Raw genomic sequence first — 13,561 nt, 5'->3', positions numbered from 1 at the left:
CCGCGTCAGGTGACCGGCTCGCACGCCGGGAACACCCACGACCCGTCGAGGATCGCGGGTCGTGGCCGGTACATGCGGACGGTGTAGTTCCAGCCCTCGTCCAGGGGCAACGGGTTCGGGTCGCGAGCGTCGCCCCCGAAGGTGACCGTGATCGAGCCGTCGGCGTTCTTGGTCCCGGAGACGCTGTTGACGCTGTAGGCGTCCAGCTCGTTCTTGTGCAGGAACCCGTCCGCGCCGTAGACGGTGACGGACCAGAAGGCGTCGACGGGGACGTCCTTGACGGTGAGGGCGTAGCGGCCGACGGGGAGGTGCGGCGCGACCCCGGCGTAGAACGCCTCCCGTTCCGGCAGGCCGCCCCAGCCGCCCGCGGTGCCGATCCGGTGGCGCTGCGGGTCGACGTCGCCCTTGGACCCGAACATGCCATGGGTGTCCAGGCCGTCGGCCGACGCGGCAAGGAGCGCCTCGCGGGTCGCGGTGAACGACTCCTCGTCGTAGCCCGGCAGCACGAGAGGTTCGCCGTCCGCGGCCTGCAGGGCGAAGCCGTCCTGGAGGGCATTCACCTCGGCGACGTCGTCCGGGTCGGTGGCGTCGACGAGGATCCGGGCGACCAGGACGACGTACGGGGTGTCGAACTCGACCATGGTCAGCGGGTAGTCGCCCGGCTCGGTGAGGATGCGGTTGATGTAGTGGTCCTGGTTGACGACCATGACCGTCAGATAGCGGCCCCGAGCGTCCGGGACGGTCACCGTCGCGGGTTCGGAGATGTTGACGACGGCGAAGCTGTACAGGGTGTCGCGGTTCATCCGGATGACCGTCTGCTCGTCGATCGAGGCGGGTTCCCGGTTGTGCCTCCACCGGTTCACACCGCCGGCCTGGGCCTGGATGCCCACGAGCATCCGGTTGGTCTCGGCTCGCACAAAGTTCTCGTTCGTGACGGTGATCATGGACGGCTCCTCCGATTCCACCAAACTCCGGGCTCGGACCGTATCCGCCACCGCGCCGCCCGCCCTCGCGAGAACCGGGTGAGGACGGCGAGGAAGCCCCGGCGTCACCCGATCCAGGTGACCCGCCCGGGCGGACGGGCCGCGGACGATGACGGTCGTCATCACCCACACAGTCGTCAGCAACACGCGAGGTGGAGAACATGGTGGAGTTCAACGGCCGTATCGAGCTGGACGTGCGGGACTCCGTCCCGGACTGGGGCCCCTTCGAGCTGAAGAAGGCGCCGGAGGGATCACCGAACGTCCTGGTGATCCTCTACGACGACACCGGGATGGCAGCGTGGTCCACCTACGGGGGCCGCATCTCCATGCCGACCCTCGACCGGCTGGCGGCGGGCGGCCTGACCTACTCGCAGTGGCACACCACGGCCCTGTGCTCCCCCACCCGGTCCGTGTTCCTGACCGGCCGCAACCACCACGTGAACCGCTGCGCGGCGATCATGGAGGCCACCAACGGCTTCCCCGGGGCGGCGGGGCGCCTGCCCGCCGAGTGCGCGACCATCGGCCAGGTGCTCCAGGACAACGGCTGGTCCACGTTCTGGCTGGGCAAGGACCACAACGTCCCCGAGGAGGACATCGCGAGCGGCGGCAGCCGCTCGGAGTGGCCCCTGCAGAAGGGCTTCGACCGCTTCTACGGGTTCCTCGGCGGCGAGACCAACCAGTGGTACCCCGACCTGGTGGAGGACAACCGGTTCATCGAGCCGCCCTACACCCCCGAGGAGGGCTACCACCTCTCCAAGGACCTGGCGGACCAGGCGATCCGGATGCTGCGGGACCAGAACTCGGCCAACCCGTCCAAGCCGTGGTTCATGTGGTACTGCCCGGGCGCCAACCACGCGCCCCACCACGCACCCCAGGAGTACATCGACAAGTACAAGGGGATGTTCGACGACGGCTACGAGGCCTACCGCGAGTGGGTGCTGGCCCGGATGATCGAGCGCGGCATCGTGCCCGAGGGCACGGACCTCACGCCGCTGGACCCGCTGCCGGAGGACGCTGCCAACCCGGCCGACCACGTGCGGCCCTGGGCCGAGCTGAGCGACGACGAGAAGCGCCTGTTCAGCAGGATGGCCGAGGTGTTCGCCGGGTTCTTGTACGCGCCGATCCGGACGTTCGGGAAGTCCCACTCCGGCTCGGGCAGGTGGTACCGGTCGACAGGTGGTACCGGTCGAGATGCAGCGGGAAGGCCTCGGACGGGCCGGTGGGCTGGTCGTTCATCCTGCTGCCTCCTGGTGGGCGCACGTGCGCGGCTCCTGCCGTCGAGGCGAGCATCTGAGGGCACCGCCCCTGGGTGCTCACCCGAAGCGGGTGACACCCCGCGCGGCGGTGCCGGCCAAGTCTTGTCGGACCTCGTATTTAACGTTAAAGTCGCGCTCGACCGGATCCCGCTCGTGCAAAGGAGCACGTAGATGGCTCGAACGTCCGTATCTCAGACAGGCCCCGCCCGAACGATCCGGCGGGGACGACGAACGCTCGCGGCCGTGGCCGCGAGCGCGGTGGTGACGGGGGTGGTGCTCGTCGCCCCGCCCGCTGCCGCGGAAGCGGTGAGCGCCGACCCGTGGGTGAGCGAGGTGCCGAACAACCCGATCTCCGACGTCTACCGCTTCACGGTGCCCCGCGCGGCGGTGACCGAGCAGACCGGCATCGGGGACGGCCCCGCCGCGGTGCAGGGGAACTTCGGCCCGGGCAGGGCGTGGACCGACCTCAACATGGGGGCCAGCGGGTCGAACCTGACCGCCACGCTCGGCCCCCTCGAACCCGGCCTGTACTACTACCAGTACGCCGCGCGCCCGGCCGCGGACCAGGACGCGGTCGCCTTCCGCAACCCCGCCGCGCCCCAGGAGGTGACGTCGAAGCCCACCTACAGCACCCTGTTCGTCCCCGGACCGGGTGCGGAGTGGCTCGACGACGTGGCCGGCGGTGGCGAGCTCGAGACGATCGAGTACGGCAAGGGGCCGAACCGCGAGAAGGAGGCGCTCGTGTGGACACCCCCGGGCTACGACGCGGACCGCGCGGAGCGGTACCCGGTGCTGTACCTGCTGCAGGACGAGGGGCAGAGCTACCGCGAGTGGGTGGAGCTGGGCCGGCTCGGCCAGATCATGGACAACCTCACGCTCGACGGCGACGCCGAGCCGATGGTGGTCGTCATGGGAGACGCCGGGGCACCAGGACCCGGCGGCGTGACGAAGGAGCTGCTGCCCGCCGTCGAGCGTGCGTTCAACGTCTCCGACAAGGGGTCGGGCCGCGCGGTCGCCGGCATCGGCCGCGGCGGCGAGCTGGCCCTGGACGCCGTGGTCGCCAAGCCGCGAGATTTTGCCGACGTCGGCTCGTTCTCGGGCGGTTACGACAAGCCGATCTCGCGCGGCAAGGCCAAGCAGATCAACGACTCGACCGACGTCGTCCGCCTGTATGCGGGCAACGTCACCGACCCGGCGTACAACACGACGGTGGCGCTGGCCGACCGGCTGACGAAGGCAGGCGTCGAGTTCCAGCCCGACGGGTCGGACCCCGCGACCGGCGGCACCTGGGACACGTGGCAGAAGAACCTGCACGACTTCGCCGGGCGCATCTTCCGAGAGGTCGACGACGAGGGCCCGAGCGAGGGGCACCTGCCGTTCGTGCAGCACGAGCTGCCGGCGCCGGGCACGACCCCGACACCGTGGGTCGACGAGAACGGCGTCGTCACCTTCGAGCTCGGCACCGAGTTCGCCGACGCGAACAACATCACCGTCTGGGGCAACTTCGGCCCGGCCGGAAGCTGGCCGCGCACCCACATGGTCCAGCAGGACGACGGTTCGTGGCGGCTCTCGCTGGCCGTCGAGGGCGGGTCCTACTACTACAAGTTCGTGGTCGACGGCGTCGACCACAAGGACCCGAACAACCCCACGAAGGTGTTCTCGGAACGGACGTGGAGCACCTTCACGGCCGACGGCGACACGGTCCGCGGTCAGTACACCGCGCAGGTGCCCGCCGAGGCACGCGGCGAGGTCAGCGTCATGGGTTACACCAGCACCGCGGGCGGCGGCGAGCAGCGCTCGGCGTACGTGTGGACGCCCCCGGGCTACGACGCGGACCGCGCCGAGGAGTACCCGGTCTTCTACCTGCAGCACGGTGGCGGGCAGACGTGGACCGACTGGGTCGAGGTGGGGTACGTCCAGCGGATCCTGGACAACAGCTACCTGCGGGGCGACATCGTGCCGATGGTGGTGGTCATGGCCAACGGAAACGGCGTGGACTTCCCCACGGAGATCACGACGCGCATCGTGCCGGCGGCCGAGGACCAGTTCAACATCAGCTCCCGGGGTGACCAGCGCGCCCTGGCGGGCCTCTCCATGGGCTCGGGCCACACGCTCAGCACCCTCTGGGCGCACCCGGGCGAGTTCGGCTACATCGGCGCCATGTCGGCGTTCGGTGCGCCGCCGGCCGGCGCGGACGTCGAGGCCATCAACGAGGGCACGAAGCTGCTGCGGGTCTACTCGGGCGACGTGCAGGACTTCACCTACGGTGCGACGTTGCAGCTGGTCGCCGCCATGGAGGACCGCGGGGTGAACCACGAGTTCGCGCCGATCGTCCCGGGTCCGCACAGCTGGGACGTCTGGCAGAAGTCGCTCATCGACTTCCTCCCCCGGCTGTTCACGGAGGATCCCGCCTAGCGGCGCGGGGCACGACGCACCCGGTACGGCCGACGGGTCCACCCCGTCGGCCCACCGGGTGAACGTCGGGCCGGAGTTTGGACCGGCCCTGTCCCGTGGCTCATGATGACGGGGTGACTGCGGTCGAAACCGGGCCGCTGTTCGGCCGTGAGGATGTGCTCCGCCGGCTGCTCGACGGACTGGACCAGGTGGCGACCGGTGGGTTCGCGATCGGGCTCAGCGGTGAGCCGGGCGTCGGCAAGAGTGCCGTGCTGAGACAGGTCATGGAGCACGCCGCGAACGCGGGCTCAACCGTCATGTACGCAAGCGGCAGCGAGGCGGAGTCACACCTGCCGTACGCCGGCCTGCACCAGCTGTTGCAGCCGGTCCTCGGACGGGCCGACGGGCTGCCGGCTCAGCAGCGTCAGTCGTTGCTCGCCTGCTTCGGCATGGTCGACGACGTGGAGGCCAACCGGTTCTTCACCTCGCTCGCCGTCCTGAACCTGCTGGCCGAGCTGGCCCACGAGGCGCCGGTCGTGGTGTGCCTCGACGACCTGCACTGGATGGACCGGGCGTCCGTCGACGCGCTGGCGTTCGTCGCCCGCCGCATCGACGCCGAGCGGGTGGTCCTGTTGTGCACCTCGCGGCGACCCGACCCGCAGCTTCTCGGTGACGAGGAGGTCATGACCTGGATCGAGCTGCAGGGACTGCCGATGGACGCCGCGGACGCACTGCTGCGGTCGCGGGCGCCGGGCCTCGGCCCGGCGCTGCACGACCGGGTGATCACGCAGGCGGACGGCAACCCGCTCGCGCTCGTCGAGTTCGCCGGCGCGCTGAGTGCCGGGACCCCTGGTTGGACCGAGCTGGACGACGCGCTCCCGATGACCCTGCGCCTGGAGCGGGCGTTCGCCGCGCGGGCCGACGAGCTGGGGCCGGTCGCCCGCGCGATCGTCGACGTCGCGGCACTCGACGAGGGTGACGATCTCGACGAGGTCGTCGCAGCCGCTGCCCTGCTGTGTGGCGCGGCCGTCGGCCCCGACGACGTGCGGCCCGCGGTGGCGCTTGGCCTGCTGACCGTGGCGGGTCCGACCTACGCCTTCACGCACCCCCTGATCGCCTCGGCAGTCCGGCACTCGATGTCGCACGAACGGCGCGAGCAGGGCCATGGCGCTCTGGCCGCCGTCCTGTCGGCCAACCTCGAACGCGCCGCCTGGCACCGGGCCGGCGCACTGTCCGGACGCGACGAGCCCGTCGCGGCGCAGCTCGAGCTCGCGGCCGCCGAGGCCCGACGGCGCGGTGCCTTTCCCACCGCGCTCACCTGGCTCGAGCGGGCGGCGGTGCTCAGCCCGGATCCGCTCGACCGGGCCGCCCGCCTGCTCAGCGCTGCCGAGGTGGGCTTCGAGCTCGGCAGGTTCGCGGAGGTCGAACGGCTCAAGGACCAGGTCACCCGGATGACGCTGCGGCCCCGGGACCGGTCACGGCTCACCATGCTGACGGGCGCGTTCCACGACGGCGCCACCAGCGATCCTGCCGACGTCCGCCACCTGGTGGACCTGGCCCGGCACGCCACGGCCGAGGCGGACGTCGAGCTGACGATGCAGCTGCTGTTCGGAGCGGCCCGCAGGGTCTGGTGGCGCGACCCCGGCCCGGCGGTCCGGCAGGAGATCGTCCGTGCCGCGCTGGCGGTCCCGCTCCCTGCCGCGGACCCGAGGGTGCTGGCCGTGCTCGGCCTTGCGGAGTCCCTCGAGCTCAGCGGGTCGGTGATGGAGCAGCTGGCCTTCTCCCCGGTCGACGGCGACGGACCCGCCGACGTCGCGGCGCTCCTGGGCATCGCCGCGTTCTGCGCGGGCGACTTCGTGCGCGCGGACTCGTCGCTCTCGACGGCGATCCACGGCTTTCGGGCCCAGGGGCGCCTGTCCCTCCTCGCCGAGGCGCTCTCGATCCGCGCCTGGGCGGAGATCAACCTGGGCGTCTTCGACCGGGCCCGGTCGGCCGACGAGGGCATGCGCCTCTCCGACGAGACCGGCCAACGGGTGTGGGCCGGGACGGCGCGGCTCGCGCTGGCCTTCGTCGACGCGGTCAGCGGGAGCTGGGACGGGCGCCATCGCCTGCTCGCCGAGGCCGAGCAGACCGCGCTCCAGCTGCCGAACGCGAGCTCGTCGCTGCTGGCGGGGGCGCAGCTCGTGCGCGGGATCGGCGAGCTGGCGGCGGACCGGCCCGAGCAGGCGTACGGCGAGCTGCTCCGCGTGTTCGACCCAGACGATCCGGCCTTTCAGCGCGTGCAGCAGTTCTGGACGATCAGCTACCTGGCCGAGGCCGCCGTCCGGATCGGCCGTCGGGACGAGGCGAGAGTGTTGACCGTCTCCGTCGAGGAGCTGGCGAACGGGTCCACCGCCGTCGGCACGGAGCTCGCGCTCGCGTACTCACATGCCGTGCTCGCGGACGACGCCACCGCCGAGCAGCTCTTCCACCGCGCGCTCGCCGGCGCCGGGCGCTTCCCGTGGCACCATGCCCGGGCCCAGCTCGCCTACGGCTCGTGGCTGCGCCGCCAGCGACGGGTGGCCGAGTCCCGCGACCCGCTGCGGGCGGCACGCACGGCGTTCGACGCCCTGGGCGCCCGGCCCTGGGCGAACCAGGCCGACCAGGAGCTGCGGGCGACCGGCGAGCGCGGCTGGGAACCGGCGGACGGCGTCCGGCCGCAGCTGTCCCCGCAGGAGGGTCAGATCGCCGACCTCGCCGCGCAAGGACTGTCCAACCGGGAGATCGGCCAACGGCTCTTCCTCTCGCACCGGACCGTGGCCTCGCACCTCTACCGCATCTTTCCCAAGCTCGGCGTCACGAGCCGCCAGCAGCTCGCGAGCGTGCTGGGCCGTGGCACCGCCGGCCTGCTGGACCAGGCACAGTCATCCGACTGAAGTCGGCGGGGTCCCGGCCGTCCTAGCCTCTGAGTACACCCCGGTGCGACCAGCACAGGGGACCGAGCAAGGAGGCAACCGTGGGAACACCAGTGCTCTTCATCCACGGGCTGTGGCTGCACAGCAGCTCATGGGAACCGTGGGAGACGCGGTTCAGCGCCGAGGGTTATGTGCCGCAGGCGCCGGGTTGGCCCGGTGACGCGGAGACCGTGCAGGCCTCGCGGCAGAGCCCGGAGACGATCGGCGACCACGGCATCGACGACGTCGTGGCGCACTTCGCCGCGATCATCGACGAGCTCCCCGAGCTGCCGATCCTGATCGGGCACTCGTTCGGCGGGATGATCGCCCAGAAGCTGCTGGGCCAGGACCGCGCCAGGGCTGCGATCGCGATCGACGCCGCTCAGATCAAGGGCGTGCTGCCCCTCCCTCTCTCGGCGCTGCGCGCGACGCTGCCGGTGTTCAAGAACCCCGCGAACAAGCACCGGGCCGTCTCGCTGACCGCCGAGCAGTTCCGCTTCGCCTTCGGGAACGCCGTCTCCGAGGAGGAGTCGGACGAGCTGTTCGAGCGATGGACGATCCCGGCACCCGGCAAGCCCCTGTTCGAGGCGGCCTCGGCCAACTTCGACCCGCACTCGCCGGCGAAGGTCGACACCGACAACCAGTCCCGCGGGCCGCTCCTGCTGATCGCCAGCGGAAAGGACCACACCGTTCCCGAGGCGGTGACGCGCGCGACGCTCAAGCAGTACCGGCACTCGGAGGCGGTCACCGACCTGACCACCTTCCCGGACCGGGGACACTCGCTGACGATCGACTCGGGCTGGGCGGAGATCGCGGAGACCTGCCTGGTCTGGCTGAAGAGGCAGGAGCTGTGAAGCTCGACCTGGCCGGACGCCGTGCGGTCGTGACCGGTGCGAGCAAGGGCATCGGTCTCGCCGTGGTCCGTGCCCTGGTGGACGAGGGCGTGCAGGTGGCCGCAGGGGCTCGCAGCGAGACCGCCGAGCTGAGCGCCCTGGCCGACCAGGGTGTCGTCACGGTGCTCGGCGATCTGACCACCGCGGCGGGCTGTCAGGCGCTCGTGGACCAGGCCGTGGACAGCTTCGGCGGCGTCGACCTGCTCGTCAACAACGTCGGCGGGGTGCGCCCGCGCACCAACGGCTTCCTGGACGTCTCCGACGCGGACTGGGAGTGGGCGCTGCAGGTGAACCTGCTCTCCGCCGTCCGCGCGACCCGCGCGGCGCTGCCGCACCTGCTCACGGCGGCGCCGTCGGCGATCGTGACGATCTGCTCGGTCAACGCGACCCTGCCGGACCCCGGGGTCATCGACTACAGCGCCGCGAAGGCGGCGCTGCGCAGCTTCAGCAAGTCGCTGTCCAAGGAGGTCGGCCCCTCCGGCGTCCGCGTCAACACCGTCAGCCCCGGCCCGGTCGAGACAGCGCTGTGGCTCGGGCCCGGAGGGGTGGCCGAGACCCTCGGTCAGGCCCAGGGCGTCGACCCCGGCGCCGTCCGCGATGCCGCCGTCGGTGGCACCGCGACCGGGCGGTTCACCCGGCCCGACGAGGTCGCGCAGGTCGTGCTGATGCTCGCGTCCGGCACGGCCGGCAACATCACCGGGACCGACGTGCTGATCGACGGCGGCATGGTCACCACGGTCTGAGCCATGGTCGATCTCAACGTCGTCTGCCCGCCGCACGCGGTTCCCCCGTCGGTCCGCCTCGCCAGCACCCAGGGCCGGTGGCTGCTGACCGCGACCATCCTGGGGTCCAGCCTGGCGTCGGTCGACGCGACCGTGGTCAACGTCGCGCTCCCCGCCATCGGCCGCGACCTCGGGATGGAGTTCTCCGGCCTGCAGTGGACGCTCACGGCGTACACGCTGACCCTGGCGTCGTTCATCCTGCTGGGCGGCTCGGCGGGCGACCGGTTCGGACGCCGGCGGGTCTTCCTCGTGGGCGTCGTCTGGTTCGCCGTGGCGTCCCTGCTGTGCGCCGTCGCTCCGACGGAAGGACTGCTCATCGGCGCCCGTGCCGTCCAGGGCTTCGGCGCCGCCCTGCTCACCCCGGCGAGCCTGGCGATCATCCAGGCGACCTACGCCGAGGCTGACCGGGCGCGCGCCGTGGGCACCTGGGCGGGCTTCAGCGGCGTGGCCTCCGCGCTCGGCCCGTTCCTGGGCGGCTGGTTGATCGAGGCCGGCTCGTGGCGCTACATCTTTCTCATCAACCTGCCCCTGGCGGCGCTGGTGGTCTGGCTCTGCCTCAAGCGCGTTCCCGAGACCCGGGATCCCGCGGCCGGCGGTCGCCTGGACGTCGCCGGCGCGCTCGCCGGTGTGGTCGGGCTCGGCGGCATCTCGTACGCCTTGATCTCCGTCCCTGCGTCCGGTGCGGGCTCGTTCGGCGTCGTCCTCGCGGCCTGTCTGGGACTCGCGGGGCTCGTCGCCTTCGTGCTGATCGAGCGCCGGGTGCGCAACCCGATGCTGCCGCCGGCCCTGTTCGGGGTGTCCCAGTTCCGGGCCATCAACGCGGTGACGTTCCTTGTCTACGGTGCGATCGGCGCGAGCCTGTTCCTGCTCGTGCTCCAGCTCCAGGTGGTGTCGGGGTTCAGCCCGCTCGTCGCGGGCTCGGCGCTCCTGCCGATCACGGTGGTCGTCCTGATCTTCTCCGCGCGCAGCGGCGCCCTGGCCAGCCGGATCGGCCCCCGGGTCCAGGTGACGGCAGGACCGCTCGTGCTCGGCCTGGCCATGCTTCTCGGGCTCAGGCTCCAGGCCGACAGCAACTACCTCACCGACGTCCTTCCGATGACCCTCGCCTTCGGGTGCGGCCTGGCCGTCATGGTCGCCCCGCTCACCTCCGCCGCACTGGCTGCCGCGCCCGTGGAGCATGCCGGGATCGCCTCCGGCGTCAACAACGCCGTCGCCCGGGCGGCACAGCTGCTGGCCGTGGCCGCCATCCCGGCAGCCGCGGGACTCACCGGCGCGGCGTACACCGACCCCGCCGTCTTCCTGACGGCGTTCCATGCCGCCATCAGGATCTGCGCCCTGCTGTTCTTCGCGGCGGCGGTCCTGGCGGCACTCACCGTTCGGACAAGGACGCCACTCCCGCCGATGTAGTCGACCTAGATCGGGCAGAGCAGTACGTTTTGCCCCATGAGCAGTGACAGCGACGCGCCTCGGACCGAGGGCGGCGAGAAGACTGAGCGGATGGACCGCCTACGGGCTCTGCTGAACAAGCCCATCAAGATCCCGGAGTCGGCGTCGGCCGACACCGAGGACGCCGACTACGCCGCAGCCGTGGCAGCCGCCGCGACACCCCAGGGGGCCAGGACTCCGATGCCAGCCGAGGGAAAGACCCCCAAGGGCGCCAAGGCTCCCGTGGAGACGCCACCCGCGGTCAAGGCCGCCGCCGAGGCGCTCGACCGTCTGACCGAGGAGGAGAAGGAGGCCGTCGTCGAGGGCTCCGGGTCCGGCAAGAGCCGGTCGCGGCGCACCTGGGCCGACGCCTACCTGGCCAAGCCGGACAAGCCCCTGACCCCGGAGGAGGTCCGCGCCGAGCTGACCGTCGCGCTCAAGGAGCAGGGCGCCGACCTGCGGGAGCTCGTCGCGAAGCGGGGCGACACCCAGGAGAAGTCGCTGAAGGAGGCCCTGGAGACGGGCCTCGAACAGGGCCTCGCCGCGGCGCGGGAGAAGACCGTCGCCGAGCTGGCCACCCGGTTCGACGGCCGGCTCGACGAGCAGGCGGCGTCGGCCGAGCAGGCAGCGGCCGAGGTCCGCGCGGAGACGGAGCGGCTGCGGGGCGAGCTCGACGCGCTCACCACGACCGCCGGCACGCTGCGGGGCGACCTCGACGCGGCGCGCACGGCTGCCGACGCCGCGCGCGAGATCGCGGAGGCCGCCACGAAGAAGGCCGCCACCGCGACCACGTTCGCGTGGGTCGGCATCGCGCTGGCGGTCGTCGCCGCCGTGGTCGGGGTCGTGGTCTAGCCGACGCCGGCCTAGCGCGGGTCGAGGCGCAGGTCGTCCAGGTCGGTGCCGGCGCGCAGCACGAAGCGCCGGTGCCGCCGTCCGCCCTCGTGTCGCCCACCTTGGTGGTGGTGGCCGCCGTAGTACGTCGGGGCCTCGCGGACCGGGGCGTAGGTGACCCGGGGGCCGGTGAACAACCCGTCCAGCAGGGCCGCGAACGCCGCGTCGACGGGTCCGTCGAGTGCCTGACCTTCCGTAGGTTCGTACATGTGTTCGAGTATATCCGCCGCCTGGACGGGAGTCCACCGAATGCGTTGGCCCGTGCCGCGCCGCCGCCGTTACGGTCGGCGGATGATCCTCAGCCACGACACCACGGGTTCCGGCCCCGCCGTCCTGCTCCTGCACGCCGGCGTCGCCGACTCCCGGATGTGGGACCCGCAGCGGGCTCCCCTGGCCCGGCACCACCGCGTGATCCGCTGCGACCTGCGCGGCTACGGCGACACCCCACTGACCAGCGCACGCTTCGACAACGCGGGCGACGTCAAGGCGCTGCTCGACTCGCTGGGCGAGCGGCCCGTGGCGATCGTCGCGGCGTCAGCGGGTGGCCAGGTCGCCCTCCAGGTCGCCTCCGCGTGGCCGGACCTCGTGTCGCACCTGATGCTGATCAACTCTGCCTACGCGCTGCCGCCCACGCGTTCGGTGCAGCGCTTCGCACGCCGCGAGGACGCACTGCTGGAGGCGGGCGACCTGGACGGCGCCACCGAGCTCAACGTCGCCACCTGGCTCGGCCCCGACGCGGACGACGACGCCCGCGAGCTGGTGCGGACCATGCAGCGCCATGCCTTCGACGTGCAGCTCGCCGCCGGCGACGACATCAACGAGGAAGCCGGGCCCGCGATCGACCTGACGGCGATCACCGCCCGCACGCTCGTCGTCTCCGGCGGTCAGGACCTCGACCACTTCCGTGCCATCGCGAACCACCTCGCCGGGCACATCCCCGGCGCCCGGCATACCCAGCTCGGCTGGGCCGGCCACCTGCCGAACCTGGAGCGCCCCGCCGAGACGACGACGCTGATCAGCGAGTTCCTGGACGAGCCCCTCGACTGAGCTCCCGGGCCGCGCGCAGGTAGCCCCGCGTCACGCGGTCCTGCACGCGGTGGGCCGCCGGCGGCACGATCCGGCTGCCCCAGAAGTCGTGCCGGGCCACGGCGTGGATCTCGAAGGCGAGACCCGCGCCGTCGCGCAGCACGCGGAAGGACTCCACGCCCGTCTCCGGGTGGTGCGGCAGCGTCGCGTAGGTGAACCCGGCCTCGTCGGGTTCGCGGACGACGTCGACCACCCGGCACGGGGCCGTGAACCACAGCGGCCCCACGTGCACGGCCTGCACCACGGTCACGCCGAGGGCGGCCGGGCCGGTCGGGGCGATCGTCAGCCCGGCGCCGCGGTGCACGGCCCAGCCGAACAGCGCGTCGGCGGTGTCCGCCAGGGACGCGTCCGGGTCGAGCGCCACCCGCTCGCGCAGCACGCGGGCGCGCGGCGGCGGGGCGGCCAGCCAGCCGACGTCGGCCACGGGGTCGGCGCGCACGGAACGGTCGAGGACTCGGGCGAGGTCGGGCCGGGTGAGCTGCACCCCGGCACCGTACCCGCGGGCGCGGCCGGATCTCACCCGGCCACCCACCGATCGGTCATATGTCACAGATCGACCCCCGTGTATGTTCCTCACCCATGGCGAGCGACCACGACCCCAGCGCCCTCGACGCCCCGGTCCCGGCCGGCGGTGTGCCCCGCCACGCCTCCGCGAAGGAGCGACGGGGCCTGAAGCCCTTCCTGTCCGACCTCAAGGCCGAGGTGCAGAACCAGCTCTCCCGCGCCGAGATCCCGGGCCGGGTACCGCAGGCCGGGGCGGCATCGGCCACGACGGCGCAGGTCACGGCCGCACCGTTGCTGGCACCCGAGGCCGCGCCCGGCGCCGCCCACGAGCCCTTCCCGCAGCAGCCCGACAACGCGACGGCGCTCGCCTCGGCCGCGCTGGCGACGGCCGACCACGCGGGGGCGGAGGCGGCC

General features: G+C 72.2%; 12 protein-coding genes. 9 read left to right on the top strand and 3 right to left on the bottom strand.

Annotated elements, in window-relative coordinates:
* Positions 1–5: 5 nt before the first annotated feature.
* Complete coding sequence (locus ACFWEJ_RS09695) at positions 6–944, bottom strand: DUF1214 domain-containing protein (RefSeq protein WP_377228995.1); 939 nt, start codon at positions 942–944, stop codon at positions 6–8.
* Between the two features lie 200 nt (positions 945–1,144).
* Here ACFWEJ_RS09695 and ACFWEJ_RS09690 point away from each other — a divergent pair, with 200 nt between their 5' ends.
* From ACFWEJ_RS09690 to ACFWEJ_RS09660, 7 genes are all read left to right on the top strand, one after another.
* Positions 1,145–2,410 carry a sulfatase-like hydrolase/transferase gene (locus ACFWEJ_RS09690; protein ID WP_377228994.1) on the top strand — a complete coding sequence of 422 codons (1,266 nt, stop codon included), beginning with the start codon at positions 1,145–1,147 and terminating at the stop codon, positions 2,408–2,410.
* Between the two features lie 72 nt (positions 2,411–2,482).
* Positions 2,483–4,654, top strand: a complete 2,172-nt coding sequence (locus ACFWEJ_RS09685; protein ID WP_377228993.1) for an alpha/beta hydrolase-fold protein — start codon at positions 2,483–2,485, stop codon at positions 4,652–4,654.
* A gap of 113 nt (positions 4,655–4,767) precedes the next feature.
* Entirely contained in the window at positions 4,768–7,548 is a 2,781-nt protein-coding gene (locus tag ACFWEJ_RS09680; RefSeq protein ID WP_377228992.1) for an ATP-binding protein, read from the top strand.
* A gap of 80 nt (positions 7,549–7,628) precedes the next feature.
* On the top strand, positions 7,629–8,420 hold the full coding sequence (locus ACFWEJ_RS09675; protein ID WP_377228991.1) for an alpha/beta hydrolase: 792 nt from the start codon (positions 7,629–7,631) through the stop codon (positions 8,418–8,420).
* Positions 8,417–9,202: an oxidoreductase gene (locus ACFWEJ_RS09670; RefSeq protein ID WP_377228990.1), complete on the top strand. Its 786-nt coding sequence runs from the start codon at positions 8,417–8,419 to the stop codon at positions 9,200–9,202. The genes ACFWEJ_RS09675 and ACFWEJ_RS09670 overlap by 4 nt, the downstream gene beginning before the upstream one ends.
* Before the next feature lie 3 nt (positions 9,203–9,205).
* Positions 9,206–10,648 (top strand): MFS transporter, encoded by a 1,443-nt coding sequence (locus ACFWEJ_RS09665; protein ID WP_377228989.1) that lies wholly within the window; start codon positions 9,206–9,208, stop codon positions 10,646–10,648.
* 36 nt (positions 10,649–10,684) lie between these two features.
* Positions 10,685–11,518: a hypothetical protein gene (locus tag ACFWEJ_RS09660; RefSeq protein WP_377228988.1), complete on the top strand. Its 834-nt coding sequence runs from the start codon at positions 10,685–10,687 to the stop codon at positions 11,516–11,518.
* A gap of 11 nt (positions 11,519–11,529) precedes the next feature.
* Here the strand turns inward: ACFWEJ_RS09660 and ACFWEJ_RS09655 are convergent, their stop codons facing one another.
* The gene (locus ACFWEJ_RS09655; RefSeq protein ID WP_377228987.1) at positions 11,530–11,766 is read right to left on the bottom strand and encodes a hypothetical protein; all 237 of its coding nucleotides are present in this window, start codon (positions 11,764–11,766) and stop codon (positions 11,530–11,532) included.
* 82 nt (positions 11,767–11,848) lie between these two features.
* Between ACFWEJ_RS09655 and ACFWEJ_RS09650 the strand changes: the two genes are divergently transcribed.
* On the top strand, positions 11,849–12,604 hold the full coding sequence (locus tag ACFWEJ_RS09650; RefSeq protein ID WP_377228986.1) for an alpha/beta fold hydrolase: 756 nt from the start codon (positions 11,849–11,851) through the stop codon (positions 12,602–12,604).
* Here the strand turns inward: ACFWEJ_RS09650 and ACFWEJ_RS09645 are convergent.
* Entirely contained in the window at positions 12,573–13,127 is a 555-nt protein-coding gene (locus ACFWEJ_RS09645) for a DUF1990 family protein (RefSeq protein WP_377228985.1), read from the bottom strand. The two genes, ACFWEJ_RS09650 and ACFWEJ_RS09645, sit on opposite strands and share 32 nt — an antisense overlap.
* A 95-nt stretch (positions 13,128–13,222) precedes the next feature.
* Here ACFWEJ_RS09645 and ACFWEJ_RS09640 point away from each other — a divergent pair.
* Positions 13,223–13,561: hypothetical protein (locus tag ACFWEJ_RS09640; protein WP_377228984.1), on the top strand; the 339-nt coding region annotated here is incomplete at its 3' end.

It is taken from the genome of Promicromonospora sp. NPDC060204, assembly GCF_042728455.1.
Taxonomy (GTDB): domain Bacteria; phylum Actinomycetota; class Actinomycetes; order Actinomycetales; family Cellulomonadaceae; genus Promicromonospora.
This window is presented reverse-complemented; position numbering and strand designations above follow the sequence as displayed.

Excerpts from the sequence above, each read along its gene's own strand:
- ACFWEJ_RS09655 (WP_377228987.1), bottom strand. The coding sequence starts at position 11,766 with ATGTACGAACCTACGGAAGGTCAGGCACTCGACGGACCCGTCGACGCG.
- ACFWEJ_RS09695 (WP_377228995.1), bottom strand. The coding sequence starts at position 944 with ATGATCACCGTCACGAACGAGAACTTTGTGCGAGCCGAGACCAACCGG.
- ACFWEJ_RS09690 (WP_377228994.1), top strand. The coding sequence starts at position 1,145 with ATGGTGGAGTTCAACGGCCGTATCGAGCTGGACGTGCGGGACTCCGTC.
- ACFWEJ_RS09650 (WP_377228986.1), top strand. The coding sequence starts at position 11,849 with ATGATCCTCAGCCACGACACCACGGGTTCCGGCCCCGCCGTCCTGCTC.
- ACFWEJ_RS09660 (WP_377228988.1), top strand. The coding sequence starts at position 10,685 with ATGAGCAGTGACAGCGACGCGCCTCGGACCGAGGGCGGCGAGAAGACT.
- ACFWEJ_RS09665 (WP_377228989.1), top strand. The coding sequence starts at position 9,206 with ATGGTCGATCTCAACGTCGTCTGCCCGCCGCACGCGGTTCCCCCGTCG.